Source organism: Flagellimonas amoyensis, assembly GCF_003058265.1.
GTDB lineage: Bacteria > Bacteroidota > Bacteroidia > Flavobacteriales > Flavobacteriaceae > Flagellimonas > Flagellimonas amoyensis.
On the sequence record NZ_QBUK01000014.1, the window covers coordinates 15,444 to 33,339 of the forward strand.

At 46.5% G+C, this 17,896-nt stretch carries 14 protein-coding genes; 12 read left to right on the top strand and 2 right to left on the bottom strand.

Annotated elements, in window-relative coordinates; translation table 11 throughout:
• Window positions 1–22: 22 nt before the first annotated feature.
• Complete coding sequence (locus DB398_RS16865; protein ID WP_108425716.1) at window positions 23–1,219, bottom strand: acyltransferase family protein; 1,197 nt, start codon at window positions 1,217–1,219, stop codon at window positions 23–25.
• 130 nt (window positions 1,220–1,349) lie between these two features.
• Between DB398_RS16865 and DB398_RS16870 the strand changes: the two genes are divergently transcribed.
• From DB398_RS16870 to DB398_RS16900, 7 genes are all read left to right on the top strand, one after another.
• Window positions 1,350–1,883, top strand: coding sequence for an NADPH-dependent FMN reductase (locus DB398_RS16870; RefSeq protein ID WP_108425634.1), 534 nt, complete (start codon window positions 1,350–1,352; stop codon window positions 1,881–1,883).
• Window positions 1,884–1,889: 6 nt separating this feature from the next.
• Window positions 1,890–3,179 (top strand): chorismate-binding protein, encoded by a 1,290-nt coding sequence (locus DB398_RS16875; RefSeq protein WP_108425635.1) that lies wholly within the window; start codon window positions 1,890–1,892, stop codon window positions 3,177–3,179.
• A 435-nt stretch (window positions 3,180–3,614) separates the two neighbouring features.
• Window positions 3,615–4,922 (top strand): tRNA lysidine(34) synthetase TilS, encoded by a 1,308-nt coding sequence (gene tilS / locus DB398_RS16880; protein WP_108425636.1) that lies wholly within the window; start codon window positions 3,615–3,617, stop codon window positions 4,920–4,922.
• Entirely contained in the window at window positions 4,919–6,898 is a 1,980-nt protein-coding gene (locus tag DB398_RS16885) for a protein-disulfide reductase DsbD family protein (protein WP_108425717.1), read from the top strand. The genes tilS and DB398_RS16885 overlap by 4 nt, the downstream gene beginning before the upstream one ends.
• Window positions 6,899–6,980: 82 nt before the next feature.
• Entirely contained in the window at window positions 6,981–9,374 is a 2,394-nt protein-coding gene (locus DB398_RS16890; protein ID WP_108425637.1) for a penicillin acylase family protein, read from the top strand.
• 120 nt (window positions 9,375–9,494) lie between these two features.
• A complete protein-coding gene (locus DB398_RS16895; RefSeq protein ID WP_108425638.1) occupies window positions 9,495–11,030 on the top strand; it encodes a YifB family Mg chelatase-like AAA ATPase in 1,536 nt (511 codons plus the stop codon).
• Between the two features lie 163 nt (window positions 11,031–11,193).
• The gene (locus tag DB398_RS16900) at window positions 11,194–11,604 is read left to right on the top strand and encodes a hypothetical protein (RefSeq protein WP_108425639.1); all 411 of its coding nucleotides are present in this window, start codon (window positions 11,194–11,196) and stop codon (window positions 11,602–11,604) included.
• On the opposite strand, the gene DB398_RS16905 is transcribed toward DB398_RS16900, so the two are convergent.
• On the bottom strand, window positions 11,601–12,044 hold the full coding sequence (locus DB398_RS16905; RefSeq protein WP_108425640.1) for a sugar phosphate isomerase family: 444 nt from the start codon (window positions 12,042–12,044) through the stop codon (window positions 11,601–11,603). The two genes, DB398_RS16900 and DB398_RS16905, sit on opposite strands and share 4 nt — an antisense overlap.
• A gap of 184 nt (window positions 12,045–12,228) precedes the next feature.
• Here DB398_RS16905 and DB398_RS16910 point away from each other — a divergent pair, with 184 nt between their 5' ends.
• The 5 genes from DB398_RS16910 to ilvD all read left to right on the top strand — a co-directional run bounded on the left by DB398_RS16910 (window position 12,229) and on the right by ilvD (window position 17,877).
• Window positions 12,229–13,425: an Nramp family divalent metal transporter gene (locus tag DB398_RS16910; RefSeq protein ID WP_108425718.1), complete on the top strand. Its 1,197-nt coding sequence runs from the start codon at window positions 12,229–12,231 to the stop codon at window positions 13,423–13,425.
• A gap of 98 nt (window positions 13,426–13,523) precedes the next feature.
• Window positions 13,524–14,267, top strand: coding sequence for a 5-oxoprolinase subunit PxpA (gene pxpA / locus DB398_RS16915; RefSeq protein WP_108425641.1), 744 nt, complete (start codon window positions 13,524–13,526; stop codon window positions 14,265–14,267).
• Window positions 14,264–14,998 (top strand): 5-oxoprolinase subunit PxpB, encoded by a 735-nt coding sequence (gene pxpB, locus DB398_RS16920; protein ID WP_108425642.1) that lies wholly within the window; start codon window positions 14,264–14,266, stop codon window positions 14,996–14,998. The genes pxpA and pxpB overlap by 4 nt, the downstream gene beginning before the upstream one ends.
• The gene (locus DB398_RS16925) at window positions 14,991–15,830 is read left to right on the top strand and encodes a 5-oxoprolinase subunit C family protein (protein WP_108425643.1); all 840 of its coding nucleotides are present in this window, start codon (window positions 14,991–14,993) and stop codon (window positions 15,828–15,830) included. Before pxpB ends, DB398_RS16925 begins: the two co-directional genes overlap by 8 nt.
• Before the next feature lie 370 nt (window positions 15,831–16,200).
• Window positions 16,201–17,877, top strand: a complete 1,677-nt coding sequence (gene ilvD, locus DB398_RS16930; protein WP_108425644.1) for a dihydroxy-acid dehydratase — start codon at window positions 16,201–16,203, stop codon at window positions 17,875–17,877.
• The last annotated feature ends 19 nt before the right edge of the window (window positions 17,878–17,896 follow it).

The window sequence follows — 17,896 nt, forward strand, 5'->3', positions numbered from 1 at the left end:
ATGGGGTGCCTTTTTTATTGGATTACCCTTTTGCGGGACGAAAGAGCCTTTTGAGCACCAGCCCGGCTCTGGACAACAGTTCCTTCAGTAGGGAAACCGAAATATCCTTGACTTCGAGCGTTTGTTTCTTGGCGGTATCCCAGGCCCAAGCAATACTGGATTTGATGTCCTCTTCGTATTGGCTATACTTCAGGGCCAAAAAGGTACAAACGAACATAAACAACACTGCTCCGGGTATGGCCACGGAAGGGCTCAGCGAGTGGTGAAAGAATCGATAGAGACCCAATCCCGTCAAACTTCCATAAAGCACCATGTAGTGGATCACATAGATGGAAAGGGTGCTAGATCCAATATTCAGGATAGTGCGGTTGTTGATGAACTGCCGAAGCAATATGAACACGGCAAACACTACAAACACATTGCCCAATCGGATGAACAAGTAGTTGTTGATCTGTAGTAAGTTGAAAAGTTCCACCCCGGTCCATTCGTAAATGGCAAGGAAGGTCGGTGACAATGCATAGCACAGAACGGCACCAAGTCCCAGAGAAATGGCAATGGCCGCAGGGTAGAGGTATTTGAAATCCTTGAACCTCAAAAAGAGGATGGCGATAAAAGCCCCGATGGTGGCATATCCCAACCAGGGGATGATGGTAAACACAGAACCGTTGGCCTTGGTAAAATAATTGGCGAAAAATTCCGGTAAAAAGGAAAACGACCACTGCTTGTATAGTGGTTCAAACAGGAACAGGACCACAGTGATGCCCAAAAGCACCAAGGGAAAAACATGTTTTTTTCGATTGATGGTCAATAGATAGACCCCGATCAAGGCCAAAATGGAAAGCCCGATACAGTGCAGTACGTCCACAAAATAAAAGGAGGGGTAAATTTCCCCTTTGAGCAGCCCAAAAAGATTGGAACGCAACAAATAACCAATAAAAACGAGTTGAAGTCCGCGACGAATGCCTTTGGACACTCTTGGATTGTCCATGCCCTTTTGCGGCACACGAATGAGCAAATAAGTGAAAATGAACCCGGAAACCGTAAAGAAAACAGGCGCGGTGATCCCTCGGAAATAGAGCCAAACTCGAAAGGCGCCATTGTTGAGGTCCCTGAAGGCAGGTTCCAAAAGCCCATCGATAAAATGCCCTTGGAGCATCATCAATATGGCCCAAGCACGCATGGCATCTACAAAAAATAACCTGTTGGTCTTAGCTGTCATTCGGTTCGATATCTTTCTATATACTTGTTTTGCAAGTACTTTGGATGCTTTCCGCGCCAAAATTATACAAAATACTTACAACTCTGCCCCAATTGGGGTATTTTAGCGAAACAATCAATGATTTTTTTCTATGGCAGCGATTTTGGCATTCGCCGGAAGCAATTCTTCAACATCCATCAATTTCAGGCTTGTAAAACTTACCGCATCTATGGTGGAAGGGCATGACCTTCAATTGTTGAACATGACCAGATACCCGTTTCCCATGTTCAGCGAGGATGATGAAAAAAGAACAGGGTATTCCAATTCTTTGGTGGAGTTCAAGGAAGATATCCGGAACGCGGATGGGCTCATACTCTCTGTGAACGAGCATAACGGCAACCCATCGGCCTACTTCAAGAATGTTCTGGATTGGCTGTCCCGCTTGGACCGAAAATTTTTGGAAGGGACAAAGGTGCTCCTCATGTCTACTTCGGGAGGCAAGCGAGGGGGCATGGGCTCTTTGGGCGTGATCCAGAATATGTTGCCAAGGTTCGGGGCGGAAATTATTGCCACGTTTTCCCTGCCTTCGTTCCACGATACTTTTTCCGAGGACGGAATTCTGGAGGAGTCCTTGAAAGCAGCGCATGAAAAGACACTGCAGACCTTTTTGGATTCGTTAAAATAATGGGCATTGCGTACACAGCGTTCCTATAGTACAACATCATCTTTACAAAGTAAAAAAGCCCTTTTGGAATGGTCCAAGAGCTACACGGATGTGGTGTGGTTGGACAGTAACGGGCATCGGGGGAATTATTCTTCCTTTGAGGCTTGTCTGGCCATGGGTAGATCTGGGGAATTTTCTAGTTTGGAGGGGCTCAGGAAGCATTTTGATCATCAACCAGACTGGCTCTTTGGGTATTTTTCATACGACCTGAAAAACCAGTTGGAGGATTTGGATTCCCGCAATGTGGATGGTATTGGATTCCCGGACCTGTATTTTTTCCAACCCCAAAAAATCATCATTCTGGATGGAGACCAACTCCAGTTTCTGTATTTGGAAGCGGATACGGATGACATTGAAAAGGATTTTGAAACTATTGTCTCGTTGATGGGCGAAGATGATACCGATAACAGCAATACCTCCCCGGTTCCCATAAAGATGCGTATCCATAAAGATGCCTATTTTGAAAAAGCGAACCGATTTTTGGAGCACATCCATCGTGGGGATATTTATGAGGCCAATTTTTGTCAGGAGTTTTATGCCCAAGACGTACAAATTGCTCCTTTGGAGACCTATAAAAAGTTGAATTCCATATCCGAGCCCCCGTTTGCGGCCTACATGCGCTTGGGTGAAAGGTATCTGATGTGTGCCTCCCCCGAGCGGTATTTGAGAAAGCAGGGCGAGAAAGTAATTTCACAGCCCATAAAAGGTACCGCACCACGGGGAAAGGATGTTGCTGAAGATCTGCACATACAGGAAAAACTGGCCCAAGATGAAAAGGAAAGGGCAGAGAACATCATGATCACGGATTTGGTACGGAACGATTTGTCCAAAAGTGCCATCAAAGGAAGTGTAACGGTTGAAGAACTTTGTAAAATTTACGGATACAAACAGGTAAATCAGATGATTTCAACTATTACTTCAAGTGTAAATCCAAATACAAACCCTGTTGACCTGATAACGGAAACCTTTCCAATGGGCAGTATGACAGGCGCACCGAAGATATCCGCCATGAAGATCATAGAAACCTTGGAGGAGACCAAACGAGGTCTATACAGTGGGGCAGTGGGTTATTTTGATCCAGAAGGAAATTTCGATTTCAATGTAGTCATACGGAGCATATTGTACAACGAAAAGAACAGGTTTGTTTCGTATTCCGTCGGAAGTGCCATCACCGCAAAATCCGATCCCGAAATGGAGTACCAGGAATGCCTGCTGAAGGCGAGGGCTATGCGAAGTGTATTGGAAGAAGAAGCTTAATATTAGAGGTTTAGGGGTTAAAATTTTAAGTTCAAGTTTAAATTTCAAAAACATAGATAAAAGAGAAATAAACAAGTGATAGGACTCTAGACGATAGAAACCAAATAACTCAATAAACTACTAGGTGCTTTTCGAAAGGTGGCAAGGGCAACTGTCCCCTTGAGGGGACTTTAGGGGTGTTACTTCCAGAGTGACACGAACCGTACGAATCTTCACGAAAAAATTCAACCACCGAGCACCAAATCCCAAATTGCAGTATGCAGTTGGCAGCAGCCAATAACCAGATTACCAAAGTCCATTCTCTATCGTCTATGTTCTTTTGTCTTTTTTGACATCGGGCACCGAGCATCAAGCATCAACCACCAAATTCCAATAACTAAATAACTCAGTAACCGAATAATCCAATAACTCAACAACGAATCGTATTTTTGCGGTATGCTGGAAAAGTTCAAAAAGCATCTGGACCTCGATTTGCCCTTCTTGAAGGGAAAACGCTTATTGGTGGCCTGTAGTGGAGGAGTGGACAGTGTGGTTCTGGCCCATTTGTCCCAACGATCTGGGTTGGACATGGCTTTGGCCCATTGCAATTTTGGGCTGCGAGGTGTGGAAAGTGATGGCGATGAGGATTTTGTGCGCCTATTGGCGGAACAATTGGGTGTGGAAGTCTTGGTGAAACGATTCGACACGGAAGCGTATGCAGAGAACAACCGGGGCTCCATCCAAATGGCAGCAAGGGACCTACGCTATCAATGGTTTCAAGGAGTTTTGGAAAAAGAGGGTTTTGACTTTTTGGTGACGGCCCACCATGCCGATGACAACTTGGAGACTTTTCTCATCAATCTGTCCCGGGGCACGGGCATCGAAGGTCTTTTGGGGATTCCCGAAGTGAACGGAAAAACGGTCCGTCCCTTACTTGTTTTTTCGCAAGATGAAGTGATGGCATATGCCCATTCTGAACAAATCCAATGGCGTGAGGACAGCAGCAATGCCAGCGACAAATACCTGCGGAACAGGATAAGGCACGGAGTGTTGCCCAAACTGAAGGAGCTGCACCCCACGTTTCTCCAAAATTTTATACGGACCCAATCCCATCTGTTCCAGACCCATACTTTGGTGGAAAACCATATCCAGACGGTCAAAGCAAAGCTTTTTGTGGAAAATGCAGGAAGCATTACAATCGATATTGGGGAGTTGGAACGTTTACAACCCGCAGAGGCTTATGTATATGCACTTTTCAAGCCATATGGTTTCACCGAATGGGACGATGTGAACCACCTTTTGACGGCCATGAGCGGCAAGGAAGTGGTTTCCAAGACCCACAGATTGGTGAAGGACAGGCAACACTTGATCCTTTCAATATTGGAGAACAACCCTAGAAAATCATATCTGTTCCATGAAAATGGATTGGGATCGGATCTGCCCATCTGTCTTACTGTAGAAAGTGTGGAGAAAGTGGAAAAATCAGGGCAGAACGCCATCTTTATGGATAAGGAAAAGTTAAACTTTCCGTTGGTGTTAAGGAATTGGGAAAAAGGCGACTATTTTTATCCTTTTGGTATGCAAGGAAGGAAAAAGTTGTCCAAGTTTTTCAAGGATGAGAAGATGGATGTGGTGTCCAAGGAAAAACAATGGCTACTTTGCTCGGACAACGATATTGTCTGGGTGGTGGGCAAAAGAGCAGACGAACGTTTCAAGGTCGAAGATTCGACCCGACACATAGTAAAGATTACATGGGCTACATGAGAGCAGTACTACTTTTTTTAGGACTTTTTTTGATCAACCTTTCCCTGTTTTCCCAAACAGATGCCAATCCGGCCATTTGGAGCCATCAAGTCAACAAAATATCGGACACGGAATACGAACTTGTCTTCACAGCAAAGATCATGGACGGGTGGCACATCTATTCCCAATACACGGTCGAAGGAGGTTCCCTGCCCAGTGAATTTACTTTTGAAAAAGCAGGGGAGGACTATGAACTTGTAGGTCAAACATCAGAAAGTGAGACTATTACCGAATACAGCGACATCTTTGAGGTAGATGAAACTTTTTTTAAAAAGGAGGCCATCTTTACCCAAAAGATAAAACTGCTCGACCCGGAGGTGAACCAGATTTCGGTGAACCTGTTTTATCAGATCTGTAAGGAAGTCTGTATTCCCTTAGACCATCTTTTCCAGGTTTCATTGGATGGAAGCGACTTTGTGGCAACCACACAGGAACTGGATGGACGTAGTTTGGCCTTGGGTGAATCGTTGAAAGTGGATTTCAAGAACAAGCACCTCCTGAACCAAGGAAGTTCTGTGGACGCCGAAGGAAAGTCCAACCTTTGGATGATCTTCGGGCTTGGATTTTTGGGCGGACTCATCGCCTTGTTGACCCCATGCGTGTTCCCCATGATCCCTTTGACAGTCTCCTTTTTCACCAAACAGTCACAGAACAAGTCAAAGGGTATTGGAAATGCCGTTCTCTATGGGTTCTTCATCGTATTGATCTACTTCTTGCTGAGTTTGCCCTTCCATTTGTTCAATTCGGTGGACTCGCAGATACTGAACACCATTGCCACCAATGTTTGGCTCAATGTGTTCTTCTTCATCATTTTCGTCTTTTTTGCCTTTTCATTTTTCGGCTATTACGAATTGACCCTGCCCAGCTCTTGGGCCAATAAGATGGACTCCGCCTCGTCCAAAGTGGGAGGGGGATTGGGCATCTTTTTCATGGCGTTGACCTTGGCCATAGTGTCCTTCTCGTGCACCGGCCCCATTTTGGGCGGACTGTTGGGGAGCACTACCTTGGCAGAGGGCAATGTGGCGACCAACCTATCGGCGGGAATGGTCGGTTTTGGTTTGGCCTTGGCCTTGCCATTTGCGTTGTTTGCCATGTTCCCGGCCTGGTTGAACTCCTTGCCCAAATCGGGCGGATGGATGACCACCGTGAAAGTCGTCTTGGGCTTTTTGGAACTGGCACTTGCCTTCAAATTTTTGTCCAATGCTGATTTGGTAGGCAATTGGGGATTGTTGAAAAGAGAGGTCTTTGTGGGCATCTGGATAGTGCTCTTCGTATTGATGACCCTATATTTGTTCGGGATGTTCCGTTTTCCGCATGATGGACCAAAGAAAAAACTGACCACGACCCGAAAAATCTTTGGGGTATTGAGTTTGGCCTTTTCGGTGTATTTGCTATTGGGACTTTTCCAAGTGACCCATTTGAAACTGTTGAGTGGATTTCCGCCCCCGGACTTTTACAGTGTGGTCGAAACCGAAAGCGATTGCCCTCTTGGCCTGGATTGTTTCAAGGACTTTGAGGAAGGTGTGGCCCATGCCAAAGCCGTGAACAAACCCATTTTGTTGGATTTCACGGGATGGGCCTGTGTGAATTGCCGGAAGATGGAAGAAAATGTATGGAGCCACAGCAGCATCTATCCCCTTTTGAAGGATGAATATGTACTGATCTCCCTCTACGTGGACGATAGAAAGGAACTTCCAGAAGAAGAAAGGTTCGACTTCAAATATGATTCCGGACGGATAAAGGCCATAGAGACCGTGGGACAAAAATGGGGGACTTTCCAGACCATCAACTTCAATGCGGCCTCGCAACCTTATTACGTGCTGCTTTCCCCCAACATGGAAATTTTGAACGACGCCGTCCAGTATGTGGACGTGGAAACCTATGGGGAATGGCTAAGGTCCGGTTTGGAAAAGCACCACCTTTCCATGGACAAATAATTGGTAAGTCCTGCTACATTTTTTCATGAGGTCGGGAAATTAGTTTTACCTTAGGGAGGTAATCTACTTAACCTAAAAGGTAGTGAAAAAACTAAAAAAAGTACTTCTAGTTCTTGCAGGACTGATTCTGTTGGTCCTTATTGGAATTGCCATTTTCTTGAACGGCCTCAAGCCTGATTACAGCGGAAAAAAGACATTGTCAGGATTGGCCAGCGAGGTCAAAGTACTGTATGACACCTACGGAATCCCCCACATCTATGCGGATAATGAAGAAGATGCCCTTAGGACCTTGGGTTACGTGCACGCGCAGGACCGTTTGTGGCAAATGGAGCTCTTGAGGCGCGTGGCCAAAGGCAGACTTTCCGAAGTATTTGGCGAAGACCTCCTGAAAACCGATAAGTTCTTTCTTTCCTTGGGCATTGATGATAACTCGGCCGCAACAGTGGCCCATATGGACAGGAATGGCAAAACGGCCATTCTTTCCCAAGCATATCTGGACGGTATCAACGCATTTATCGAAAAGGGACCGACCCCTATCGAGTTTTACCTCACAGGTCTGGATAAGGAACCTTTTTCTTTGGAAGACATACACAATGCGGTGGGCTACATGGCCTTCAGTTTTGCCATGGCGCACAAAACAGACCCCCTGCTCACCAGCATGAGGGATAAATTGGGCGAGGAATACATGAAGGACCTTGCCATAGGTTCCGACACCTCCACCGTTTGGATCAAGAATTACAAAGGGATCAACACGGATTCGCTGGCTTCAAACATTACGGCCAGCGTGACGGCCGCTTTGGAAAAATTGCCTATTCCGCAGTTTGAGGGGAGCAATAGTTGGGTAATCGCGCCACAGAAGACCAAGAACGGCAAGGTGATCTTGGCCAACGACCCCCACATTGGCTTTGCCCAACCATCCGTATGGTACGAGGCGCATATCAGTACGCCCACCTATGAAAAATATGGCTATCATTTGGCAGGGGTGCCATTCCCGTTGTTGGGGCACGACAGGAATTTGGCCTATGGGCTGACCATGTTTGAAAATGATGACATCGATTTTTATTACGAAGAAACACATCCTTCAGATAGCACCAAATACAAGACCGCCGATGGATGGAAGGAGTACGGATATGTGACCAAGACCATTAAGGTGAAAGGGGAGGACGATGTGCCATTCACATACCGAAAAACGCATCACGGCCCTGTCTTGAACCAAATTGCCGATCAGATTTCTGGGGAAAGGCCGGTATCCATGTCGTGGATATACACCAAGCCAAAGAACGAGGTCATAGATGCACTCTATGGATTGAGCCATGCCACAAATATCGAAGAATTCAAAAGTGCGCTGCCCAAGATCCATGCCCCCGGACTGAATGTGATGTACGGCGACGCAGAGGGCAATGTGGGCTGGTGGGCCACCGCAAAACTCTATCAAATGCCGGACAGTCTGTCCACCAAATATATTTTGGACGGTGCTTCGGGCAAAGAAGAACCATTGCGCTATTTGGATTTTTCCGAAAACCCAAGCGCAGAAAATCCACCATGGAACTATGTTTATTCTGCCAATAACCAACCCGATTCCATTGCAGGGATGCTGTATCCCGGATATTACCTTCCGGAAGATAGGGCAAGAAGGATTGTGCAGCTTTTGGATGCCAAGGAGGATTGGGACAAAGAGGCCGTTTCCGAGATGATCTTGGATGTGACCTCTCCCGTGAACACGCAATTGGTGACCGAGCTGATCAAATTGTTCGATGTGTCCCTTTTGACCCAAGAGCAATTGGTGCTGGTGGATTCCCTTGAAAATTGGAACGGGGAATATACCTTGACGAGCACAAGCCCAACATTGTACCATCGATGTGAGTATTTTATGGTGAAGAATACCATGGAGGACGAATTGGGGACGGAAATGTTCAACCAGTTTTTATCCACCCATATTTTCAAACGACAAATTGCTTGGGGTGCCAAAATGGAAAGTGGAAAATGGTGGGACAATGTCCACACCAAAGATGTTGTGGAAACACGCAAGGACATTGTGATGAAATCCTTTGCCGATGCTTGGGAGTCCTTGGTCAGTGACTTTGGGGCTAATCCGAGCGAATGGACCTGGGACAAGGTGCACACCTTGGAGCACCAACATCCCATTGGTCAAGTGGAATCCCTTCGCAAGTATTTCAATGTGGGGCCATTTCCTGTTGAAGGCACCCGCGAAGTCATCAATAACCTGTCGTTTCCATATGATGACACCGGTTTTTACAAAGTAAGTTCGGGACCGTCTACCCGAAGGATCGTTGATTTCTCGGATATTGAGAACAGTATCAGCATATTGCCCACGGGGCAGTCTGGGAATCCGTTCAGTAAGCATTACAAGGACCAGGCAGAAATGTACGTGAAGGGCGAGTTCCGAAAAATGATGATGAACAAACAGGAAATCGAGGAAAAAGCTGAATCTGTACTCACTTTCACAAAAGAGTGATTTTTCCATCCATTGGTCCGGAAGGGCTATCCATCAATTCAAACCGCTCTATTGTCAATCAATGGGCATTTGGTAAATAGGCTTTGCCTATTTTTTGCCCTTATTTGACAAAAAATCCAAATGTTGATAAAAATTCATGGCAGTGCCGTTTTTGGCATTGAGGCGACCACTGTGGTAGTGGAAGTGAATGTGGACAAGGGCATAGGCTACCATTTGGTGGGACTGCCCGACAGCGCCATCAAGGAAAGCAATTACCGTATAGCTGCCGCATTACAGAACAATGGGTACAAGATTCCCGGGAAAAAGATAACCATCAATATGGCCCCGGCCGACCTCAGAAAGGAAGGTTCCGCTTATGACCTAACCTTGGCGTTGGGAATTTTGGCTGCTTCGGGCCAGATCAAGTCGGAGGGCATCCAAAGCTATATCATTATGGGCGAGTTGTCGCTGGACGGCAGTCTTCAACCTATAAAAGGTGCCCTGCCCATTGCCATAAAGGCTCAGCAAGAGGGATTTAAAGGATTCATCCTTCCAAAGGAAAATGCCAGTGAGGCTGCCATTGTAAAAGATCTTGAAGTCTATGGCGTGGAGAACATCAAGGAGGTGATGGACTTTTTTGATCAGGACATCCCTTTGGTACGAACCCATGTGGATACCCGTCGGGAGTTTTACGAACATCTCAATTTTCCAGAATACGATTTTGCCGATGTGAAAGGTCAGGAGAGTATTAAAAGGTGTATGGAAATTGCGGCGGCCGGTGGGCACAATATCATTTTGATAGGTCCGCCGGGAGCAGGAAAGACCATGTTGGCCAAACGGTTGCCTTCCATTTTGCCTCCAATGACCTTGCATGAAGCACTGGAAACGACCAAGATACATAGTGTGGTGGGAAAAGTGAGGAACAAGGGACTGATGAGCCAACGCCCGTTCAGAAGCCCGCATCATACCATTAGTTCCGCTGCATTGGTCGGTGGGGGCAGTTATCCACAGCCTGGGGAAATCTCCTTGTCGCACAACGGCGTACTTTTCTTGGATGAGCTTCCCGAATTTGAGCGTAGGGTCCTCGAAGTAATGCGACAGCCCATGGAAGACAGGGAGGTCACCATTGCACGGGCCCAATATACGGTCACCTATCCCAGCAGTTTTATGTTGGTGGCGAGCATGAACCCAAGTCCAGGCGGGTATTTCAACGACCCCGACGCACCTGTCACTTCTTCACCTGCGGAGATACAACGCTATTTGGGTAGAATATCGGGGCCTTTGCTGGACAGGATCGACATCCATATTGAAGTGACCCCAGTGCCTTTCGAAAAACTCTCCGAAGAACGAAAAGGGGAGAGCAGTATGGAGATCAGAAAAAGGGTGGAGGCGGCAAGGGACCTTCAGACTGCTCGCTTTTCGGCATGGGAGGACATCCATTACAATGCGCAGATGGATAGCAAGCACATCCGGCAGTTTTGCCCTTTGGGCGAATCTTCCAAGGAATTGTTGAAGAACGCCATGCAGCGGCTGAACCTTTCGGCACGGGCCTATGACAGGATCCTGAAAGTGTCCAGAACGATTGCCGATCTGGAAAACGAGGAAAACATCAACCAGAACCATATTTCGGAAGCCATCCAATACAGAAGTCTGGATAGGGACGGTTGGTTGGGATAGCCTCGTTCTTGATACATCAAAAAAATAGGCCTGTAGTGATGGAATTGGCAATGGAACGGTCTTTTAGGGAAAGAAGTGTAAAAAATACGTTAAACATTCTTACTGATCTGTATTTGAGTAAGTTATAATGTATTTTTGCCGCCGTTTTCTAAAATTCATAAGAATGCAATGTGTGGAATTGAACCCAGTGGGCAACTTTGACCCGTGGGAGCAGGAGAAGATCGATGAGTTGCTACATCAAGATATAACAAGTTCTTTAAGCAATAGACTGGTATTCGAGAACGAAAGTGTCAAGCTATGGGACCTTCATTTGGCCCCGGGCGAACGAATTCCTTTCCGAAAGCATAATACCAACTACGGTTGGGTCTGTACTACCGGGGGATTGGCCCTTACCCGATATGGGAACGGCAAGATAGACATGATAAAGCTGAACCCCGGGGACACCGAGTATTTTGAGTACAGGGGCAAAAACTACGTGAACGACCTGGAGAACATCGGTGAACACCCCATTATCATCAACATCTTGGAGTATAAAGAGACCAAAAAGGACAGCAGGTTCCAGTTTTGTGACTAAATAGCCTTGATGTTTGCCTTGAGCCCGGAGATGATTCCCAGAATGTTCTGAACGGTATCGTCCAAGTAGTAGGCAATGGCCAAATGGGGGATCCGTATCGTGGTAAACCCGTTTTTGAACGAATGCATGGCATCCTCAAGATCGCTTATGGCCTGCTCATGGGTGATCCTATTGTAGTCCCGGTCTATTTCAATATTCAGTTTTACACGTGAGATGGCAATATCCACCGATTTTTTTCCATCCCACCATTCCAACATGGGGTAGGCACCCGCTTCTTTCAACGCATAAAAAAGATGGATCGCTTCTGGGGGAGTATCGTTATCGAGGATGACTTTTTTGATAAGTCGTGTATGTCTTTCGCAAAGCTGAACACCTAGGGAATCCATGGATGCCCTGTACTGAGGATGATCAATACTTTTGCCACAATCCTTACAGGTCATAAGTGTGTTTGTCAAGTTTAAGTTTTGTAGTACGATTTGGTAATCATAATAACTTTCGCTTTTGCAAATTCGTATAATCGGTCGATGTAAAACACCCTACTTTTAGACGAAATACATTTTTTTGGATGAAATACATGGTTTGTCCCAATATCCTGTTAAATTCATTCCATCAACCAACGGAGGAATGTTTAAAAAAATAGGACCGGGAGTATTGGTCGCCGCGGCCTTTGTGGGGCCGGGAACCATTGCCATGTGTACTTTGGCCGGAGCACGTTTCGGATATGCCCTTATCTGGGCCTTGGCCGTCTCCATTTTGGCCACCATTGTACTGCAGGGAATGGCAGGCAGGATAGGGGTGGTCACCCAAAGTGGACTGGTGGATGTGGTTCGCCAGGAACTGAAAGTGCCTTGGATGAAGAAAACAGTCATCACCGTGGTTTTGGCCGCCATACTCATTGGCAACGCTGCCTATGAAGCAGGGAATATTGGAGGTGCCACTTTGGGATTGGAACAATTGGTGGGCCATGAATGGACAAAACCGTATTTGCCCATGCTGATTGGAGTTTTTATCTTCCTCTTGCTCTGGTTCAGTTCGTATAAGATATTGGAACGCATTTTTGTGGGGCTGGTGGGCATCATGGGAGCTAGTTTTATTGTTTGTGCCATCATTACCCAACCTTCTTTTACGGAAATCGTGAAAGGGATGTTCGTGCCCAGCCTGCCGGAAGGAAGTTTGTTCACGGTGATCGCCTTGGTAGGGACCACGGTGGTGCCCTACAATCTTTTCCTGCATACCTCTTTGGTGAAGGAGAAGTGGAAATCCGTAGGTGGGATAAAGGAAGTCAAATGGGACACGATCGTATCCATTGCCTTGGGAGGAATTGTATCCCTGGCCATTTTGGTGACCGCCTCTGCGGCTCCCATTGCCGATGTGAACCAAGTTTTGGACATGGCAAAGGGGTTGGAGCCCCTCTTCGGGAAAATGGCCGTTTACTTTATGTCCGTTGGACTATTGGCGGCTGGGGTCACTTCGGCCATCACCGCGCCATTGGCCGCCGCCTATGTGGCCAGTAGCTGTTTTGGGTGGTCTGGCGGCATGCAGGACAGGCGATTCAAATGGACCTGGGCCTTTGTGCTTTTCTGTGGGGTGGTCTCCTTGTCGTTCGACATCAAACCTATCGAAGTGATACAGTTCGCCCAAGTCGCCAACGGGCTTTTGTTGCCCATAATGGCGATGCTGTTGCTCTGGGTGGTGAACAAAAGGGCTGTTATGGGGCAGTTCAAGAATACAATGCTTCAGAATGCCTTCGGACTGGCCATTGTGCTGTTCAGTATTTTTCTGGGGATAAAAAGCATTTTGAAAGTTGTGGGAGTGTTTTGATTTAGTCAGAAGTGTCACGTTGAGCGTAGTCGAAACGTCGGAAGTCGGAAACCAATAACATAATAACCCAATAACTAAGTGACATATCAACCTAACAAATGAAAACATGGCAAATGGACATCAACTGTGACGTTGGGGAAGGAATGGGCAACGAGGCCGATATTTTCCCCTTCATGAGCTCGTGCAATATTGCCTGTGGTGGACATGCAGGTGATGTGCAGAGCATGGGGGAGGTCATTTTATTGGCCCAAAAGTACCATGTAAAAATAGGCGCCCATCCATCGTACCCCGACAAGGCCAACTTTGGAAGGGAAGTGATGGACATTCCTGCGGATGTGCTTATACAAAGTATAAGGGAACAATTGGATACATTTTTTGCCATTCTAAAAAAGGAAGGGGGCCAACTGCATCATATCAAGGCGCATGGTGCATTGTACAACCAAACCGCAAAGGATGTTGGGGCGGCCGATGTTTATTTGGAGGCCATCAAAGAATATAGGGGCAAGGCCATTGTGTATGCCCCATTCGGGTCTGTGGTGGCAACTAAGGCAGAAACCATGGGTTTTGAGGTATGGCACGAAGCCTTCGCGGATAGAAATTACAACCCAGACTTGAGTTTGGTCTCCAGAAAAAGCAATAAAGCCCTTATTGAAACTCCTAAAAAGGTTTTGGACCATATATTGCCCATGATAAAAGAAGGGACTGTTGTCACTGTGGATGGAAAAATCCAAAAAATAGAGGCAAAAACCCTCTGTGTGCATGGGGATACTCCTTCGGCATTGGAAATATTGACGTATCTTTCACGGGAATTACCCAAACATCAGGTGAACCTAGAAAAGTGAAAAGTTACCCCATCACCATCAAACCATTTGGAGAACGGGCCGTCTTGATTGAATGGCCCAACAAAGTTGAAGAATCCATTCTGACAGACATCCTCGATTTCATGGATGCCTTCAAGCAGCGCAAACTACAAGGTTGGGAGATGTCCGTGGCCTACAATTCCTTGACCATGGTCTATAATGAGGACCATTTGGATTTCGAAGAGATCAAAAAGCTCGCTTTGGACTGCCATGCCGAACAGGTAAGCCCAGCCATCAAAAGAAAACGGCATTTGTGGACCATTCCAGTGTGTTATGACCTGGAATTCGGGATCGATATCGAAGAGGTTTCAAAAACCTTGGACCTGTCTGTAGAAGAACTCATCCTTCAGCATACATCCCACCAATATGTGGTCTATGGCATTGGTTTTTTACCAGGTTTCATGTATTTGGGCGGACTCCCACCATCCCTTGAGATTCCGAGAAGGGCCGAACCTCGGTTGGAAGTGGTCAAAGGTTCCGTGGGATTGGCGGCAAAACAAACGGGAATTTACCCGCAGGACTCACCAGGCGGTTGGAACATCATCGGAAATTGTCCGGTCACCTTGTTCGACCCCAATGCAAAGGAACCTTGTTTTGTAAAGGTCGGGGACAAAATCCAGTTTGAAAAAATATCGAAAGCAGCATACGAACTGCACAAAATAGAAGGAGAAGTGGGCATTTATAAACCAGAAAAAGTAGCGTTGGATGCTTAAAGTGTTGAAATCCGGTTTTTTTGCGACCATTCAAGATTTGGGGAGATTTGGATACCGTGATATCGGTGTTCCCATTTCCGGAGCAATGGATGTACTATCGGTGAAAAAGGCCAACCTCTTGTTGGAAAACGACCCCAATGCCGCCGTTATGGAAATCACCATGACAGGCCCCACGCTCCAATTTGATGAGCCTACCTATATCTGCCTCTCCGGGGCCCATATTGCCGCCACCCTGAACAACCAACCCATCGAAAACTACCAAGTGGTGAAAGTGGACAAAGGGGATATCTTGTCCTATGGCAGGTTGGACGATGGTTTTAGGGGCTATTTGGCCGTAAAAGGTGGTTTTCAGACCGATATGGTCATGGGGAGCCGTTCACAATATGTTCCGGTGACCAAGAAAAAAAGGCTCAAGGATGGCGATGAGGTGAAATATGGAAAAATGCTCGCATACAGTCCCATTATTTCCGAAGTGAAGATTGAGGAGCATTTCCATAAAAATTATTTGGAAGTGTATAAGGGTCCTGAGTTTTCCATCCTGTCCGATGCCCAACTCACCGAGATTTTTACAAAGACGTTCACCGTTTCCAAGGAAAATAATAGGATGGCCTACCAACTTTCGGAGACCATAGTAGGGCATTCCCATTCCATGCTCACCTCGGGCACATTGCCGGGCACGGTGCAGTTCACCCCGGCCGGAAAATTGATCGTCCTGATGAAAGATGGACAGACCACAGGGGGATATCCGCGTATCTTACAACTTTCAGAAGCCTCTATCTGCGTACTGGCCCAGAAAAAATCAGGGGACAAACTTAGCTTCAAATTGGTGTGAGTTCTACTTCTTTTTTTGATCGGATGGTAGAATCGAACCCAAATTTTTCGTAACATTGAAGCATGAAAAGAAATAATCCAGTCATCAGCGTGGTCATTATTGTTCCAAATCTGGAATGATACAGACGTGCTGTTGATGGAAAGGGCCTGTATCAAAAGCTGATGCAGGCCCTTTTTCTTTACCGGTAAAAATAATTGAATGTTGGATTTTAAAATGATTTAAGTAGTTGATTTACAGTAATTAAAGTTTATTATGTTCCAAATGGATTTAAACAGCCCTTTTCTGTTAAAAATCTAAGGCTTTATAAACATCTATCTTTGGTTTGCAGAGATAAATTCAGTAGAACGCTGCATTAGAATGAAATTTGATAATGGAATTGAACAAGTTTAGCAAGAACGTGACCCAAGACCCTACGCTGCCGGCCGCACAGGCCATGTTGCATGCGTTGGGGCTCACAGATGAAGATTTACAAAAACCATTTATTGGAATAGCCAGCACCGGTTATGAAGGGAACCCTTGTAACATGCACCTGAACGGATTGGCCAAAGAGGTAAAAAGGGGAGTGGAGTCTTCCAATATGGTCGGACTCATCTTCAATACCATCGGCGTTAGTGATGGAATTTCCAACGGGACCCCTGGAATGCGTTATTCCTTGGCTTCGAGGGACATTATTGCTGATTCCATCGAAACCGTGATGCAGGCCATGTATTATGATGGACTGGTGACTGTTGTGGGTTGCGATAAGAATATGCCCGGGGCCCTTATGGCCCAATTAAGGCTGAACAGGCCTTCCATTTTGGTGTATGGAGGCACCATTGCCCCAGGGTGCCATAACGATAAGAAATTGGATATCATTTCCGCTTTTGAGGCCTACGGTCAAAAGGTGGCGGGAACCATAGATGAAACCGAATTCAAGGCGGTAATCCATAAAGCTTGTCCCGGTGCGGGAGCCTGTGGTGGTATGTACACCGCCAATACCATGGCCTCGGCCATTGAGGCGATGGGGATGTCATTGCCCTTCAACTCTTCCATTCCGGCGGTGAACTCGGCTAAAGGTGCTGATTGTGAATCTGCAGGAGAAGCCATTCTCAACCTTTTGGAAATGGATTTGAAGCCCAAGGACATCGTCACTAAAAAAGCGTTGGAAAATGCCTTTAGGTTGGTAACGGTTTTGGGTGGCTCCACAAATGCCGTATTGCATTTTATGGCCATTGCACATGCTGCTGAGGTGGATTTCTCTTTGGAAGATATTACACGCATTAGCGAATCGACCCCGTTGTTGGCCGATTTGAAGCCCAGTGGAAAATACTTGATGGAAGACCTTCATAAAATTGGTGGTGTGCCCGCTGTATTGAAATATATGTTGAAGAAAGGCATGCTGCATGGGGATTGTATGACAGTTACGGGCAGAACATTGGCAGAAAACCTGTTGGATGTTCCCGATTTGGCCGAAGGCCAGGATATCATCAAACCTTTGGAGCAGCCCATCAAGGAAACAGGGCATATCCGTATCCTGTACGGCAACTTGGCATCCGAAGGTGCCGTGGCCAAGATCACAGGAAAAGAAGGATTGAGTTTCACGGGAACCGCAAGGGTTTTCAATGGTGAAATAGAAGTAAATGAAGGCATCCACAATGGAAAGGTGCAGAAAGGTGACGTTGTGGTCATTCGTTACGAAGGACCCAAAGGTGCGCCCGGCATGCCCGAAATGCTGAAACCTACCTCTGCCATCATGGGTGCAGGTCTTGGAAAAGATGTGGCCTTGATCACCGATGGACGGTTTTCCGGAGGTTCGCACGGCTTTGTAGTGGGACACGTTTCCCCTGAAGCACAAGTTGGAGGCGGCATCGCATTGGTCAAGGATGGGGACACCATCACCATAGATGCGGTAAAGAACACCATCAACATGGATATTTCAGATGAAGAACTGGAAAAGCGAAGAAAAGAGTGGAAACAGCCGGAACTGAAAGTGAAATCGGGCAGTTTGTACAAATATGCCAAGATGGTCTCATCAGCATCCAAAGGATGTGTAACGGATATGATTTAACAACAAGCTCCAGAAGAGC